15 protein-coding genes and 2 riboswitches are annotated in these 15,916 nt (G+C 61.9%); of the genes, 7 read left to right on the top strand and 8 right to left on the bottom strand.

Annotated features, from left to right (window positions below):
* Positions 1-111: 111 nt before the first annotated feature.
* Positions 112-888, bottom strand: coding sequence for an SDR family NAD(P)-dependent oxidoreductase (locus tag HJ583_RS09540; protein ID WP_170021699.1), 777 nt, complete (start codon positions 886-888; stop codon positions 112-114).
* Between the two features lie 106 nt (positions 889-994).
* The gene (locus HJ583_RS09535; protein ID WP_170021698.1) at positions 995-2,239 is read right to left on the bottom strand and encodes a nitronate monooxygenase; all 1,245 of its coding nucleotides are present in this window, start codon (positions 2,237-2,239) and stop codon (positions 995-997) included.
* 247 nt (positions 2,240-2,486) lie between these two features.
* On the opposite strand from HJ583_RS09535, the gene purB reads away from it, so the two are divergent.
* From purB to HJ583_RS09510, 5 genes are all read left to right on the top strand, one after another.
* Entirely contained in the window at positions 2,487-3,860 is a 1,374-nt protein-coding gene (gene purB, locus HJ583_RS09530; RefSeq protein WP_170021697.1) for an adenylosuccinate lyase, read from the top strand.
* A 9-nt stretch (positions 3,861-3,869) separates the two neighbouring features.
* Complete coding sequence (gene murI, locus HJ583_RS09525; protein WP_170021696.1) at positions 3,870-4,700, top strand: glutamate racemase; 831 nt, start codon at positions 3,870-3,872, stop codon at positions 4,698-4,700.
* Positions 4,700-5,086: an MAPEG family protein gene (locus HJ583_RS09520; protein WP_170021695.1), complete on the top strand. Its 387-nt coding sequence runs from the start codon at positions 4,700-4,702 to the stop codon at positions 5,084-5,086. The genes murI and HJ583_RS09520 overlap by 1 nt, the downstream gene beginning before the upstream one ends.
* A gap of 46 nt (positions 5,087-5,132) precedes the next feature.
* Positions 5,133-5,996 (top strand): HDOD domain-containing protein, encoded by an 864-nt coding sequence (locus tag HJ583_RS09515; protein WP_170021694.1) that lies wholly within the window; start codon positions 5,133-5,135, stop codon positions 5,994-5,996.
* Between the two features lie 95 nt (positions 5,997-6,091).
* Positions 6,092-6,838, top strand: a complete 747-nt coding sequence (locus tag HJ583_RS09510; RefSeq protein WP_170021693.1) for a PP2C family protein-serine/threonine phosphatase — start codon at positions 6,092-6,094, stop codon at positions 6,836-6,838.
* Positions 6,839-6,899: 61 nt separating this feature from the next.
* On the opposite strand, the gene HJ583_RS09505 is transcribed toward HJ583_RS09510, so the two are convergent.
* On the bottom strand, positions 6,900-7,676 hold the full coding sequence (locus HJ583_RS09505; RefSeq protein WP_170021692.1) for a class I SAM-dependent methyltransferase: 777 nt from the start codon (positions 7,674-7,676) through the stop codon (positions 6,900-6,902).
* Between the two features lie 115 nt (positions 7,677-7,791).
* Between HJ583_RS09505 and HJ583_RS09500 the strand changes: the two genes are divergently transcribed.
* Positions 7,792-9,009 (top strand): citrate synthase family protein, encoded by a 1,218-nt coding sequence (locus tag HJ583_RS09500; RefSeq protein WP_170021691.1) that lies wholly within the window; start codon positions 7,792-7,794, stop codon positions 9,007-9,009.
* A gap of 78 nt (positions 9,010-9,087) precedes the next feature.
* Here the strand turns inward: HJ583_RS09500 and gcvP are convergent, their stop codons facing one another.
* The 5 genes from gcvP to HJ583_RS09475 form a co-directional block, all read right to left on the bottom strand.
* The gene (gene gcvP / locus HJ583_RS09495; RefSeq protein WP_170021690.1) at positions 9,088-11,973 is read right to left on the bottom strand and encodes an aminomethyl-transferring glycine dehydrogenase; all 2,886 of its coding nucleotides are present in this window, start codon (positions 11,971-11,973) and stop codon (positions 9,088-9,090) included.
* Positions 11,974-12,000: 27 nt separating this feature from the next.
* A complete protein-coding gene (locus HJ583_RS09490) occupies positions 12,001-12,183 on the bottom strand; it encodes a hypothetical protein (protein ID WP_101942592.1) in 183 nt (60 codons plus the stop codon).
* Positions 12,184-12,247: 64 nt separating this feature from the next.
* Positions 12,248-12,631 carry a glycine cleavage system protein GcvH gene (gene gcvH, locus HJ583_RS09485; RefSeq protein ID WP_170021689.1) on the bottom strand — a complete coding sequence of 128 codons (384 nt, stop codon included), beginning with the start codon at positions 12,629-12,631 and terminating at the stop codon, positions 12,248-12,250.
* A 47-nt stretch (positions 12,632-12,678) separates the two neighbouring features.
* Positions 12,679-13,761: a glycine cleavage system aminomethyltransferase GcvT gene (gene gcvT, locus HJ583_RS09480; protein ID WP_170021688.1), complete on the bottom strand. Its 1,083-nt coding sequence runs from the start codon at positions 13,759-13,761 to the stop codon at positions 12,679-12,681.
* Between the two features lie 57 nt (positions 13,762-13,818).
* A riboswitch (glycine riboswitch) is annotated at positions 13,819-14,036 on the bottom strand.
* Positions 14,037-14,121: riboswitch (glycine riboswitch) on the bottom strand. It abuts the riboswitch before it with no gap.
* Between the two features lie 54 nt (positions 14,122-14,175).
* A complete protein-coding gene (locus tag HJ583_RS09475) occupies positions 14,176-15,042 on the bottom strand; it encodes a CPBP family intramembrane glutamic endopeptidase (RefSeq protein WP_170021687.1) in 867 nt (288 codons plus the stop codon).
* A 23-nt stretch (positions 15,043-15,065) separates the two neighbouring features.
* Here HJ583_RS09475 and HJ583_RS09470 point away from each other — a divergent pair, with 23 nt between their 5' ends.
* Complete coding sequence (locus HJ583_RS09470) at positions 15,066-15,908, top strand: 3',5'-nucleoside bisphosphate phosphatase (protein WP_170021686.1); 843 nt, start codon at positions 15,066-15,068, stop codon at positions 15,906-15,908.
* The last annotated feature ends 8 nt before the right edge of the window (positions 15,909-15,916 follow it).

The following is a 15,916-nucleotide window of genomic DNA, read 5'->3' as shown; positions in this document are numbered from 1 at the left end:
GAACTTGCGGCCAGAGGGGTGTGTGGCACCCAGCCATCTTGTTGCGTAGCTGGCTTGTTGCCCGCAGAGGGGCGCGTTTGCGCTCTGCGGGTTTGTTGGGTCGGCCAAGGCTCAGGGCATGAATTGCCCGCCATTTACGTCGAGGATCTGCCCAGTGATGTAGCCTGAACAGGCGTGAGAGGCGAAGAACAGGAAGGCCGGGGCGATGTCTTCCGGCTGACCGAAGCGTCCCAGTGGGATGCCGGCGCTGATGCGTTGGCGCACCTCCTCACTCTTGTCGGCATGGAAAGCCGTGTCGAACACGCCCGGTGAAATGATGTTGAAGCGGATGCCGTCTGCAGTGTGGTAATCGACCCAGTTCTTGTGGATGTTGTGCAGCCAGGCCTTGGCCGCACCGTAGAGCGATGCGCCTGGCCCTCCGCCGGTGTGGCCTGCAATCGAGCCGACGCTGATGACTGCGGCTGTTTCTTTCCGTGCGGCGGCAGAGGCTTTCAGATGAGGCAGAGCAGCCTGGGTGCACATCAGTGCCGAGCGCATGTTGAGGTCTCCGACCGCCTTGTAGAAGTCGTCGTCGATTTCCTGGAGTTGTTTGCGTCCGACCAAGCCGCCGGCGTTGTTGATCAACACGTCGATGCCGCCAAAGCGGCTGACGAAATCATTGACCAGTCGGGTGCAAGCGGCACTGTCCGATAAGTCTGCTGCGAAAAACTCTGCTTCGCCGCCATGCTTGCGCATTTCGTCGAGCAAGGCGTTCAGTCCTGAAGGGGAGTGACGAGCATTGATGCCGACTCTGGCGCCGCAACGTGCGAAGGCCTGTGCCGCTCCGAGGCCGATGCCCATGCTGGAGCCGGTAATGAGAACGCGTTTGCCTGTGAGATCCTGAAACATGTCATTTCCTGCTGTAAGAGGGGAGGGGGCAAGGATAAGGCCGGATATGCAGACAAAAAAGCCGCCGGGCTTTCGCCGGGCGGCTTTTTTGTAATGAAATTGCAGGTCAGGCGGGCAGAGCGATGCGGTTGTCTGTGCTGAACTGATAATCCTTGAACACATGCTCGGCGGAGAGCTGACGGTAGGAGCCGTCTTCGTTCTTGGTGGTGGTGTCCTTGAGGCGGTAGGTGTAGTGGCCGCAGGTCCAGCAGTCAAAGTTGCGCATATGGGTGCACAGACAGGTTTTGTCTTTCACTGACAGTTTCTTCACGCCTGGGTTGGCTTCGACTGTCCGGTTATAGGCATCGATATAGGCGCAGCAGCCCTTGGCGTCGAGCAGGTAGCCATAGGCTTCACAGTTCGGACGGATGCCCGCGCCAATAGCCGGGCTGCTCTTGAGCATGCGCATCGGGTAACCGGTGGGCGATTGCTCGTTAACCTCAATGTCTTCTTCGCTGGCCTTGAAGTATTCCTGCTGGACTTTCTCTGGCAGGCCACATTCATGCGTGACCGTAAAACGAGTGGCGACCTGAACACCGGCGGCTCCCATTTCCATGTAGCGCACTGCATCCGAGCCTGTAAAGATTCCACCCGCCGGAATCACCGGAATATCGAGCTTTTCATTCTTCAGCCAGGCCATGACTTCGGCCACGATGCTGGAGAGCTCGTACTTGGCCCAGTCCATGCCGAAGCCGAGGTGGCCGCCAGCCAGCGGACCTTCAACCACGACATAGTCCGGCAGTCGGTTGGTACGCATGTTTTTGCGGATGAAGAGCTGCAGCGCGCGGGCCGAGGACACGATGATGCCCAGCTTGGCGTCGCGGAAGCGCGGGTGATCCTCGATCAGCGAGAAGCTGTTCAGATGCAGGCCCGCAGCGAGCGTGATGCCGTCGATTCCGGCATCCAGCGCCGAACGCAGACGCACGGTCAGCGTCTCCTTTGGCGCGTTCATGGTCAGTTTTTCCATGCAGTTGATGAAGACCATGCCGGCGCCACGCACCGCTTCCATGGTCTTGCCCACATGCAGCTTGGTGGCTTCAGCCAGCTCACCGAGGCGGAACTGGACAACAGATTTGTCCATGTTCGCGACGTTGAACTTGTAGCGCTGAAGCTTTTCCTTAACAAAGGTGGTGTTGAATTTGCTGTCGGACACTACCTTGATCATTGCGTCCGAGATATGGCCAATGCCACCCAGACGAGCCGCTTCGAGCGCCAGGGCGGAGGTCGAAATATCCACGCCCATGCCACCGATCATTATCGGCACCAGTTCGCGATTGCCGAAGGTGAGGCGGAAGTCGTCAAGTTTCTTCATTGCTGTTTCCTGATGGAACCGCAGTACTGCGGGCGCGCTTGCTAGAGCGCTTTTCTCTGTAGGGTCTTGCTGTCGACAGGAAAAGCCCGCCGGGGTTCAAAACCGCGCGATTGTACCGGTCTACGCTCAGGCTGTCCTGAATCTTGTTTGCTCGGGCCGCTTGTGCGGTGCGGGGAAATGTCGGGATCTGGTTTGGCGCAGCTATAATCCGCGCCTCACGCCCCATTCTCATGAAACCGGATTTTCCATGTCTTCCCAGCTCAATACCCTGCTCGCCCTGTCTCCGCTTGATGGCCGCTATTCCGCCAAGCTCGATCCGCTGCGCCCGCATTTTTCGGAATACGGCCTGATCCGCAACCGGGTGCGCGTTGAGATTGAATGGCTCAAGGCGCTGGCAGCGGATGCCCGCGTGCCGGAAGTGCCGGCTTTCTCCGCCGCCACGCTGGCCGAGCTGGATGCGGTTGCTGCCGGTTTCTCGGAAGCCGATGGCGATGCGATCAAGACCATCGAAGCCCGCACCAATCACGACGTGAAGGCCATGGAATACTGGCTGCGTGACCGCTTTGCGAACAACGCCGAAGTCAGCAAGGCCGCCGAGTTCATCCACTTCGCCTGTACCTCGGAAGACATCAATAACACCTCGCACGCACTGATGCTCAAGGAGTCGCGCGACGCAGCCTTCCTGCCGCAATTCGACAGGGTGGTCGCCCGCTTTGTTGAACTTGCCCATCTGCTCGCCGATCTGCCGATGCTCTCGCGTACCCACGGTCAGCCCGCCAGCCCGACCACGTTGGGCAAGGAAATGGCGAACATTGCCTATCGCCTGAAGCGCGCCCGCAAGAGCATCGCTGCAGTGGAGATGACCGCCAAGTTCAATGGCGCGGTCGGTAACTATAACGCCCACCTCTCGGCCTATCCGGAAATCGACTGGGCCGAGCAAAACCAGAAGTTCATCGAGTCGCTGGGTCTGGTGTTCAACCCCTACACCATCCAGATCGAGCCGCATGACTCGATGGCTGAGCTGTTCGACGCGATCGCCCGCGCCAACACCATGCTGATCGACGCCTGCCGTGACATCTGGATGTACATCTCGCTGGGTTTCTTCAAGCAGAAGCTGAAGGATGGCGAAGTCGGCTCCTCGACCATGCCGCACAAGGTCAACCCGATCGACTTCGAGAATGCCGAAGGCAACTTCGGCGTGTCGAACGCCGTGCTGAAGCATTTTTCCGAAAAGCTGCCGATCTCGCGCATGCAGCGCGACCTGACCGACTCCACCGTGCTGCGCAACATGGGCGTGGCGATTGGTCACAGCCTGCTGGGTCTGGATTCCTGCTTGCGTGGCCTGAACAAGCTGGAAGCCAACCCGGCCGCACTCGCCGCTGATATCGACAACGCCTGGGAAGTGCTGGCCGAGCCGATCCAGACCGTGATGCGTCGCTACGGCTTCGACAATCCCTACGATCAGCTCAAGAAGATGACCCGCGGCGCCGGCATCAGCAAGGAAGCCCTGCAGGAATTCGTCGCCACGCTGGATATCCCGGCTGCCGACAAGGCCCGCCTGCTGGCGATGACCCCGGCCAGCTATATCGGTGACGCAGCCAAGCTTGCCAAGAGCATCTAAGCGGGTGCGATGAGCGATCCTCGTCCCATCGGTGTATTTGATTCCGGCCTAGGCGGCCTGTCCGTCCTGCGCGAAATCCGTGCGCTGCTGCCGAACGAGGATCTGCTCTACTGTGCCGATTCCGGCCATGCGCCGTATGGCGAAAAACCGCAACACCTGATAGCCGCACGCTCCCTGGAGTTGTGCGGCTTTTTGTTGGAGCAGGGCGCCAAGGCGCTGGTGATCGCGTGCAATACCGCCACCGCCGCAGCCGCGCAGGCGATCCGCGAGCGCTGGCCGGAGGTGCCGGTGATCGGCATGGAGCCGGCCGTGAAGCCTGCCACCGCCGCGACCAAAAATGGTGTGGTCGGCGTGCTCGCCACCACCGGAACGCTGGAGAGTGCGCGCTTTGCGGCGCTGCTTGATCAGTTCGGGAAGGACGTGCGTGTATTAACGCGTTCCGGTACGGGCCTGGTTGAAGCTGTGGAGCGTGGTGAACAGAGCTCTTCTGCTTTGCTCCGGCTGCTGGCATCGCATCTGGAACCTTTGCTGGCAGGGGGAGCAGACGTGATCGTGCTGGGTTGTACTCATTATGTGTTCCTGCGTGAGCAAGTTGAAGCTCTGGTGGGGGCTGATGTACGGGTGATCGACACCGGCGCGGCGGTGGCCCGTCAGCTACAGCGCAAACTCGTTGCAGAGAGTTTGCTGGTTGACACGCAAATTGCAGGGCACGCGCGTTTCTGGTGCAGTGGTGTGGCCGGGCAAGTTTCGTCAGTGCTTGAACAGCTCTGGCCGGGCGCCGGTGAGGCTCAGTCTCTGCCCGTGTCAGCGTGTCTTTCAGAAAAGAGTGAGGAAGCGTGATGAATGTGGCCTATCTGTGCATCCTGATAGCGGCCTTGCTGCCTATCCTGCTGGCCGGCGCAGCCAAGGCGGGCGGCCGGAAGCTTGGCGTGTCCTACGATAATGCTGCGCCACGTGCTTCGCTTTCGCAGCTATCGGGGTGGCCGCAGCGCGCCAACTGGGCGCAGCAGAACAGTTGGGAAGCTTTTCCTGTATTTGCTGCGGCAGTTCTGATGGCCTTGCAGGCGGGGCTGGATGCACACATGGTTGGTCTATGGGCCAGTGCTTTTGTGTTTGCCCGCTGTGCCTATTCGGTGTGCTATCTGCTGGATCTGGCTGTGGCGCGCTCCCTCTGCTGGATGGCCGGCCTGTTCATCTGCATGCGTTTGATGATGGCCGCGATCTGAACGGCAGCCGCCTTCAGCTTCGCTTCCCGCTGCCGTTAATCCCGGGATGAGCCCGGAAAACCTCCAGACGCTGGCTGAAGTCGATGAAGAAGTGGCGAGGCTGGTCTCGTCCGGCATCCGCATTCCACCCCAGCCGAAAATCGTGCAAGAAGTGCTTGCAATGCTGCAGGCCAACCAGCTTGATTTGCGCGAAATGGCCGAGACGATCTCAGCCGATGCCGGCCTGACCGCCATGCTCTACAAGATCACTCGCTCGGCGGCATTTGCGCGGCGGCGGGCGCCTCAATCGGTCGAGCAGATTCTGGCGCTGGTGGGGATCCGCCAGGCAGCCCAGTTGGTGCAGTGTTACGGCCTGACTACCGCATTGCCGGGCAATGTGAACGTCATGAATCAGTTCTGGGTGCGCTCTGGTGAGATCGCCCAGCTTGCCTCCGTAATTGCCCATGAACGGGTCGCGGTGTGCAATATTTTCCCGGAGCAGGCCTATATGGCCGGCATCTTTCATGATTGCGGCGTGCCGGTCTTGATGCAGCGCTTTCCTGGCTATTGCAATGCTACGGGCGTGGACGGCCGGGCGCAGAAATGGGCCGATGTGCGCGAAGAGGACCGCCACTTCCAGGTTGATCACTGCTCGATCGGTTATCTCCTGGCGCGCCACTGGCGCCTGCCGGATTTTGTTGCCCAGGCTATTCGCAATCATCACGATTTGCAGCGCTTGAATGCCAGTGCCTCACGCTCGATGGCCGCCGTGTTGCAACTGGCCATTCAGCTTTATCTGGCAGGGCAAGGATTGAGCAATCCCGAGTGGGTGGAATGCCACAGTCTGGTGCTTGACGATCTAGGCCTGCATTCCGATGATCTGCAGTTGTTTTGCGATGAAGTTCTGGATCTCTATCACGGTCTGGAGTGAATTATTTCCTGCGCAATGCCAAGCAGGCGGCGCATTGTTGCAGGGCTTTCATTAGAATCAGGCACGCTACAAAATCTAACAGACTGACTGAACGCATGCCTTTCGCCATAGATACCTGCGCCGCCATGCATATTGGCGACCGAACCGACCAGCAGGACCGCGTGGCAATCCTGCCGCACCCAACGCGTTCGGATTGCCTGCTGGCTGTGCTGGCCGATGGCATGGGGGGGCATACGGGGGGCGCGATCGCTGCTCAGCAGGTGATCCTCAAGGCCAAGCAGAACTTCTCCAGCTATCAGCCAGGCAGTGAAAGCACCGCCGAATTCCTGCGCAGCGTGATTGAAGAGGCGCATGTGGTGATCAAGCTCACGCGTTTCACGAGTGAGGCAGATCCGCACAGTACGGCGGTTGTGATGGTGTTGCGTCCCGGTCATGCAGACTGGGCGCACTGTGGTGATTCGCGTCTGTATCACTTCCGGCGTGGCAAGCTGGTGGTGCATACGCCTGATCACTCGCTGGTAGGTGAGTTGATTCGGACCAATCGCATCACGGAAGAGATGGCGTTGCATCATCCGCAGCGCAACCTGCTGCTTTCTTGCCTGGGGGCGGAGAAAGAGCCGCGTATTGACTATGGCGGCGCACCTGTTCTGGAGCCTGGCGACTGCTTCCTGCTGTGCTCCGATGGCTTGTGGGGGCTGATCGGTGATGACGAACTGGGCAAGACGCTCAACGAGCTGGATGCCCGTTCGGCAGCACGCGTGTTGATCAATGCCGCACGCAGTCGCGGTGAGGGCGTGGGGGACAACATCTCGCTGGCCATCGTGAAGATTGTGCCGATCTGATTGTTTCGGGCTGGCGAGAACTTTGTACCTCAATCACCTGTAGCGGACATTCACCCCGAAGTCAGCTCGAAAGGGGCTTCCTGCCGATCAGGGCAAATACCCGATGCGGGATGCGTAGCGGCTCTGCCGGAAAGCGCGTCGTCAGCATGGCTGCGTGCGCCGTATCGAAGTGCTGCACGGCCTCGGGCGACAGACTGGCTGCCACGCCAGCGCTGGCCCGGATGCGCCCGCGCCAGCCAGCCTGCGAGTAGAGGATGTCCTCATCGTAGGTAAAGGATTGCAGGGCGTGAAAGCCGGCGCCCGTGAGGTCGGCGAATTCCTTGTAATGAATGCCGTGGCCGCTGTGGCCGCGCCAGTCCGGGTTGTGTTCAAGGATCAGCTTTTCGGTGGCCTCAACCACCGTGCCGGGCCAGGGCAGCCAGTCGAAATGCGTGCACAGCATCATACCGCCAGGACGCAGCAGGTGCGCGCACATCGCGGCAGCACGCGGGCGGTCGAACCAGTGCCAGCACTGTCCGGCGCTGACGATATCGAAGCTGGCGGCGGGCAGGGTGTTGTCCTCAATGCGCGAGAGCACGTAATCGCTTGTGATGCCGGCCTCGGCATCCAGTTCGCGTGCCTGGGCGATAAGCTCGGCAGACGGATCGAGTCCTGTCACCACGCAGCCACGTTTGGCGAAACCACGCCCCAGGCTGCCGGTGCCCGTGCCGATATCCAGCACGCGCTGCCCGGCCAAGCCGATGCTGTACACGGCCAGGCGGGTGAAGAGCGAATCGGGAAAGCCGGCCCGATGGCGCCGGTAATCCTGTGCAGTCAGACCGAAGTTCACGCTGTTCATGGAGTTACTCCTGAGGGGGAAGGAGTACACATTTCAAGGGGCGGGGCAACGCAGCGTCAATCTTGATTGGCTCAATCAAGCTGTGCGCCATACGGCCTGCATGCCATGATTCAGCATGACCCGCCTTATCGATTCGGTGACTGCCGCTGCTTTGCTCGGCGTCTCACGCCAGACCCTCTACAGCTATGTCAGTCGCGGCTTGCTGCGCGCCCAGCCGGCGCCGGAGGGGCGTGGCAAACGCTATCGGCGCGCCGAGGTCGAGCGTTTGGTGCGTCAGTCTGCGCAGACTCGCAAGCCGCGCGCGGCGGCCGGTGCGACCCTGGATTTCGGTCTGCCGGTGCTGGCCTCCGCGCTCACCCTGATTGCCGGTGGCCAGCTCTGGTATCGCGGCCAGAATGCCATCCAGCTTGCGGCGCAGGCTTCACTCGAAGACGTGGCCTGTCTGCTCTGGCAAGCTGAGGCCACGCTCTTCGCCACGCCGGTAGAAAATTTGTTGGCGGAGCTTCCCGCTGCTTTGGCTTCATTGCAGCCACTGGAGCGCGCGCTGGCTGTTTTCCCGGCGCTGGCCCTGCAAGCGCCGGGCTTGCTGGCGAACGCGGAATCGGCGGATCAACAGGCACGCTGTGTTTTTCTGCTGCGGGCGATGGCCGCGGCCTTGCTTGGCCGCGCCTTGTCGGCTGCGCCGATCCACCAGCAGTGCGCGCAGGTTTGGGGGCTGGACGCCGACGGCGCACAACTTGTCCGCCAGGCCCTGGTGCTCTGCGCCGACCACGAACTGAATGCGTCGAGCTTTACGGCGCGCTGTGTGGCCTCCACCGGCGCACAACTGCATGCCGCGCTGCTCGGGGGGCTGGCCGCCTTGTCCGGCCCGCGCCACGGCATGGCTAGCGAACGCGTCGAGGACTGGCTGGACGAGTTGGCCCCAGTCGCTAGTGCCGCCGAACTGCGGCAAACCCTGGCGCAGAGAAAGTCCCTGCCGGGGTTTGGCCACCGCCTGTACCCCTCTGGCGACCCGCGCGCACGCAGCATCCTCGCGGCACTGCCTGTAGAACCAATGCTGATGCGGCTCTGCGAGCAGATCGAAAAACAGTTCGGCGAGTACCCCAATCTCGATTTCGCGCTGGTGGCTTTGCGCCGCAGCCTGGGTTTGCCGCAGCACAGCGCCAGCGTGCTGTTCGCACTTGGCCGCACGGTCGGCTGGCTGGCACATGCACTGGAACAGATGACGCAGCGCAGTCTGATCCGGCCGCGTGCGCACTATGTCGGCGAGAAAATTCCGGCCCCCACCGAGGCGCAGCCGGCAGGACGCATCGTGCGGATGGGGCGCGGCTGAGGATGTGCTGGGAAGGTGAGGCTGTGGGAGCAACGTGAGTGCTGCTCCCACCGTGTTGTGCGTCTTGGTGAGCGAAGCTCAGCTCGCGTAGTCTTCTGTAGGCACACAAGCGCAGAACAGGTTGCGATCGCCATACACGTCGTCGATGCGATTCACGCTCGGCCAGAACTTGTTCTCGCGCACATAGGGCAGCGGGAAGACGGCTTCGTCGCGGCTGTAGGGGCGCGCCCACTCGTTGCTGATCACGTCGAACTGGGTGTGCGGTGCGTTCTTCAGCGGATTGTCGTCTGCCGGCAGTTCGCCCGCTTCGATGCGGCGGATCTCGCTGCGGATCGCGCGCATCGCGGCGATGAAGCGATCCAGTTCGCCGAGGTCTTCCGACTCGGTCGGCTCCACCATGATCGTGCCGGCCACCGGGAAGCTCATGGTTGGGGCATGGAAGCCGTAGTCCATCAGGCGCTTGGCGATGTCTACTTCGCTGATGCCGGTGGCCGCCTTGATCGGGCGGATATCCAGAATGCATTCATGGGCGACACGCCCCTGGCGGCCCATGTAGAGCACCGGGTAGTCGCTCTTGAGCTGATTCGCCACGTAGTTGGCATTCAGGATCGCAACTTCGGTCGCCTGTTTGAGGCCGCTGCCGCCCATCATGCGGATGTACATCCACGAGATCGGCAGGATGCTGGCCGAGCCGAAGGGCGCGGCCGACACGGCGCCTTGCCCGGCGTGTGCGCGATCGTCCGCTCCGGTGGCCGCGACCACGTGGTCCGCCATGAAGGGCGCCAGATGCGCGGCCAGACCGATAGGGCCCATGCCGGGTCCGCCGCCGCCGTGCGGGATGCAGAAGGTCTTGTGCAGATTGAGGTGGCAGACATCGGCGCCGATGAAGCCGGGCGAGGTGAGGCCAACCTGTGCATTCATGTTGGCGCCGTCCATGTAGACCTGGCCACCGGCTGCATGTACCAGCGTACAGATTTCCTTCACGGCTTCTTCGAACACGCCGTGGGTAGAGGGATAGGTGATCATCAGCGCAGCAAGCTTGGAGCCGTACTCGGCAATTTTCACCTTCAGATCGGCCACATCTACGTTGCCATTGTCATCGCACGCCACAACTACGACTTCCAGCCCGCACATCTGCGCGGTGGCCGGGTTGGTGCCGTGGGCCGATTTCGGGATCAGGCAGATGTTGCGATGTGCTTCGCCACGTGCAGCGTGGTAGCGGCGGATTGCCACGAGACCCGCATATTCGCCCTGCGCGCCGGAGTTGGGCTGCATGCAGATTGCTGGGAAGCCGGTCACTGCGCGCAGATAGTCGGCGAGGCTTTCGATCATTTCCAGATAGCCCGCAGCCTGATCCTGCGGCACGAAGGGGTGCATGCTGCCGAATTCGGGCCAGGTCACCGGAATCATCTCACTGGTGGCATTGAGCTTCATGGTGCAGCTGCCGAGGCTGATCATCGAGTGGTCGAGCGCCAGATCACGGTTCTGCAGGCGCTTCAGGTAGCGCAGCATTTCGTGCTCGGTGTGGTGGGTGTTGAACACCGGGTGGCTGAGAATCGTGTCGCTGCGCAACAGGGTTTCCGGCAGACGGGCGCCAGCGATGGCTGCGTCCAGCGTGTCGATATTGGCACTCACGCCGAAGGCGCTGAACAGGGCGAGCAAATCTGCCCGGGTTTGGGTTTCATCGAAGCTCACGCCCAGTATCGTGTCCGAGACCTGACGCAGGTTATAGCCCGCTTCCAGCGCAGCCCGCAGGATGGCGGCGGTGTCGACGCCGGTGTCGATATCGAAGCTGTCAAAGAAATTGTCGGTGCGTAGTGTGAAGCCCGCTTCAGCCAGGCCCGCGGCGAAGAGCTTGGCCAGGCGGTGGATGCGGCGAGCGATGGTGCGCAGGCCTTCGGGACCGTGATAGACCGCATAGAAACCCGCCATGTTGGCCAGCAGTACTTGCGAGGTACAGATGTTGGAGTTGGCCTTCTCGCGGCGGATATGTTGCTCGCGGGTCTGCAATGCCATGCGGAGTGCCGTTTTGCCGCGTGCGTCTTTCGATACGCCAATGATGCGCCCGGCCATGGCCCGCGAATTGGCTTCGCGTGTGGCGAAGAAGGCAGCATGTGGGCCACCGAAGCCCATCGGTACGCCAAAGCGTTGCGCCGAGCCGAAGGCCATGTCGGCCCCCATTTCGCCCGGGCTCTTGAGCAGCACCAGCGCCATCAAGTCGGTGGCCACCGCCACGCTGGCGCCGCGTGCTTTGGTCGCTGCAATCAAGCTGCTGTAGTCGGCAATGCCACCATTTACATTTGGGTATTGCAGCAGCACGCCGAAGGCATCCTGATCGGCCGCTTGTGTGGCCGGGGCGATGATGAGTTCGTAGCCGAAATACTCGGCGCGGGTCTTCACCACATCGATGGTTTGTGGAAAACAATTTGCATCGATGAAGAACACATTCGATTTCGACTTCGACACGCGGCGTGCCATGGTCATGGCTTCGGCGGCTGCGGTGGCTTCGTCCAGCAGCGAGGCGTTGGCCAGATCCAGCCCGGTCAGGTCGATCACCATCTGCTGCCAGTTCAGCAGTGCTTCGAGACGGCCCTGGGCGATCTCGGCCTGATAGGGCGTGTAAGCCGTGTACCAGCCCGGGTTCTCCATCACGTTGCGCAGGATCACGGTCGGGGTATGGGTGCCGTAGTAGCCCATGCCGATCAGTGACTTTTTCAACACGTTCTTGCCCGCAATGGCTTTCAGATCAGCCAGGGCCTCTTGTTCCGGCGCCGGGCCGGCGATCGGCAGGGGCGCCGTGAGGCGGATCCCGGCGGGTACGGTCTGAGCGATCAGCTCATCCAGCGAGGCAGCACCAAGGGTGGTCAGCATCTCGGCCTGCTCGGCGGGGTTGGGGCCGAGGTGGCGGCTGATGAAGGCGTCGCGGGCTTCGAGGGCGGAGAGGGAGGATGTGGGGTGGGACATGAGCTTCTTTCCGGTGGGGCGGGGAGGTCAGTTCTTTTTGTTACTGGCGCTGCGCTTGAAGCGCAGCAACACGAAGCCGATCCAGACGGCTATCAGCAGCGCGGTAAGCCATTTCCCACGCGTGAGTACGAGCATGGCGAGGCACATGCCTGCCGCCACGATGGCGTACATGAGCACTTCCTTGATCGGATCGCGAGGCGGCTTTTGCATGTATGCAAGTCAGGCCGTTCAGGGGGAGAGGACTCGCCAGGAACGGCCTGCTGGTTGGGAAAGATCAGGCGGCGTCGACGATTTTGGCGTAGCCGGCGGCATCGAGCAGAGCATCGATGTCGTCCAGATTGGCCGGTTTGATCTTGAACAGCCAGGCGCCGTAGGGATCGGTGTTGATCGATTCCGGGGCGTCGACCGCTGCGGTATTGGCTTCGATGATCTCGCCGGCGACCGGCGCGTAGATGTCGGAGGCGGCCTTGACGGATTCAACCACGGCGACTTCCTCGCCGGCTTTCACGACACGGCCGGCTTCCGGCAGTTCGAGAAACACGATGTCGCCGAGCGCGCCTTGGGCGTGATCGGTGATGCCGATGGTGAGGGTGTTGTCCGGTTCCTTGCGGATCCATTCATGGGATTCGGCGTAGCGCAGGTTGCTGGGGATGCTCATGTCTTGCTCCTTGATGAAATTGAAATGAGGGGTGTTCGAAATAGGCTTCAGACCAGTACCTTACCGCGGCGCACGAAGGGCAGCTTCACGACGCGGGCGGCAAGGCGCTTGCCGCGGATCTCGACTTCGACCTTGTCGCCCACCTCCACACCTGCCGGTACGCGGGCAAAGGCGATCGACGCATTCATGCTTGGGGCAAAGCTGCCGCTGGTGGTCTCGCCCTCGCCGTGCGCCGTGAAGACTGGCGTGTGGCTGCGTAATACACCGCGATCTTCAAGCAACAGGCCGACGAGTTGGCGGGCCGGCGCTTTGGCTTCGAGTGCGGCGCGACCGATGAAGGCGCGCTCGCCTGAAAAGTCGACTGTCCAGGCCAGACCCGATTCGAGCGGGCCGACGGACTCGTCCATGTCCTGACCATACAGATTCATGCCGGCTTCAAGCCGCAGCGTATCGCGTGCGCCCAGACCAATCGGGGCCACGCCCTGGGCGGCGAGGGCATTCCAGACTTCGATGGCGCGCCCGGCCGGGAAGATCAGTTCGTAACCCGCCTCGCCGGTGTAGCCGGTGAAGCAGACCATCAGCTCATCCATGCGCGCGGCCTGGAAATACTTGAGATGGCTGGCCGCTGCTTCGGTGCCGGGCAGGGCGGCCCACACCTTGGCCTGGGCGTTCGGGCCTTGTACCGCGATGATGGCGAGATCACGACGCGGATTGATCGTCACGTTGCCGCCGTGCAGCTTGCTGGCCTGCTCGCGCATCCAGGCCACGTCCTTGTCGGCCGTGCCGGCATTCACGACGATGCGGTAATCGTCCTGAGCAAAGAAATAGACGATCAGATCGTCGATGACGCCGCCATCCTCCTGCAGCATGCACGAGTAGAGCGCGCGCCCCTCTTCGCTGAGCTTGGCCACATTGTTGGCGAGCAGGATCGAGAGGAAGGCTTGCGCACCCGCGCCGCAGACATCGATCGGCAGCATGTGGGAGACGTCGAACATGCCGGCGTCCGCGCGCACGGTCTTGTGTTCTTCGAGTTGGGAGCCGTAGTGGATCGGCATGTCCCAGCCGGCGAAATCGACGATCTTGGCGCCGGAGGCTGCATGCACGGGGTAGAGCGGGGTCTGTTTGGCCATGTTTTTCTCGGTACCGAACTGCGGGCAAATGAAAAGGGCTGAGTGCACGACGTGCTTCAGCCCCCATCTGTCCTTGGTACCTGAGAGATTGCGCCTGAGAACTTCATCAGGCGGCTGAACGAACCGGCTACTGCGCTCGCCCACTCGCCGTACTTGCGTACTGCCTGCGCGGACCGCACTGTTGCCGACTTGCTTGCTCACCTTCTGAAGCACCCGATCGATACGACGCGTGCCCCTTCGGTGGATGCCTGTGAGGCATCGCTCTCCAGATTTTTGATCTTCGTTCGGTCCTTTTGCCTGAGCGTTCCCGGGGGGTTGCGCCTTCGGCGGTCCGTGCGGACTCTCTCCCGAACGAGTCGCGACTGTACCTGTTCGCCCGGGGCAACTCAAGCTGTGCGCAGCCGTATGGAGCGCCTATCCCAAGGGGCTCTTCATCAGCAGCAGGATGCCGGTATTGGTCAGAAAGTGGGCTGCGCTACTCAAGGCCAGATTGCGTTGTGGGCCGGCCATCCAGCCATAAAAAAGACCCGCCAGCGCGCTGAGTGCCGCAAAGGGCAGCCCCCAGGGCAGATGGACCAGCCCGAATACCAGGCTGCTGCAACCCAGCGCCAGTGCAAAGGCGTAGCGCTGGGGCGCAAGCAAGGTTTGCAGGCTGCCTTGCAGCCAGCCGCGGAAGAAAGCTTCTTCGGCAAAGACGGTGAGGAACAGATTGCCCAGTAGCCACAGGCTGGCGCCAGGCAGCCAGCGAGGATCTGGTCGCGCCAGGCCAAGCAGCCAGGCTAGAGCCGGGAAAGCGAGACAGCCGGAGAGTAGTGCCCAGTGCCGAAGCTGGATGCGTTCTGGCGGGACGGGTTGAAGTGCCCACAACAGGATCAGGGCTGCCAGTCCCTTGTCGTAATGCCAGCGCAGCAAGCCATTGCCACCTCGGCCAAAGTCCTCCTGCCAGATCAAAGACGAAAAGCCTGGCAGCAGATGCAGGCTGGTGGCAAGCGCCCACATCGCGATCAGGCTCGGTAACCAGGGTTGAAGGCGGGAAGGGAGCTGAGGGCGCGCCAAGATCAGCAGCAGGACGGGGAGCAGGGCAGGCAGGGCCTGAGCTGAAAGAATGTCTCCGATCAGGGCGCAGAGTAGCGAGAAGGCCCCGGCAAACTGACTGGCCCGCCCGCTGCTTGGGTGCAACGCCAGCAGCAAGGCTGCGAAGAGCAGGCCAAAGGCAGCCAGCGAGGGAAAGGGAGGCGTCAGCATGCGGGGCAGGGTGCCGGCCGCGTGCCAACAGGTCAAGTTCCGGCTGCTACACTCGGCGTATGAATACCATCATCAATGCCGATCTGCACTGCCACTCCACCGTTTCCGACGGTTTGCTTGCACCCCGTGAGGTGGTGCGCCGTGCTCATGCCAATGGTGTCACCCTGCTGGCGCTCACCGATCACGATGAACTGGGTGGGCTCGCCGAGGCGCGTGATGAAGCTGCAGCGCTGGGCCTGGGGTTCGTGAACGGGGTGGAGATTTCGGTGTCCTGGCTGGATCAGTCGGTGCATATCGTCGGCTTGGGTGTGGATGTGGCCTCTGCTGAACTCGTCGAGGGCCTGGAGCAGGCGCGCAGCGGGCGAGATTTTCGCGCTCGCCAGATGAGCGATGGGCTGGCGAAAATCGGTATCCGTGGCGTCTATGACGGAGCCCTGAAATATGTGGGCAACCCGGCGCTGATCTCGCGTGCCCACTTTGCACGCTATCTGGTCGAGATCGGCATTGCCCGCGATGTGGCGAAGGTCTTCGATCACTATCTGGTGCGTGGCAAGCCTGGCTTTGTTGAGCATGAGTGGGCGAGTCTCGAGGCCGCACTGGGCTGGATTCATTCGGCCGGCGGCATTGCGGTGATCGCTCATCCCGGGCGTACACGGGTCAGCAAGGCTGGTATGGAGCAGCTCTACAGTCGTTTCAAGGACCTTGGAGGCGAGGCCATCGAGGTTGTGTCCGGCGTGCAGTGTGGGCCGGAAGCGCTGGCGGCCGCCCGCGTGGCGCGGCGTTTCGGCTTTCTCGCCTCGCGGGCCTCGGATTTTCATGGCCCCGGTGAGAGTGCGATCGACATCGGCCGTGCTGAACCGCTACCGCCGGATCTGACGCCGGTATGGGAGCGTTTGGTGTAAGGTGCCGC

The organism is Uliginosibacterium aquaticum (assembly GCF_012972705.2).
Lineage (GTDB): Bacteria > Pseudomonadota > Gammaproteobacteria > Burkholderiales > Rhodocyclaceae > Uliginosibacterium > Uliginosibacterium aquaticum.
The sequence above is the reverse complement of the archived record's forward strand: the minus strand, read 5'-3'. Positions and strand labels throughout refer to the sequence as shown.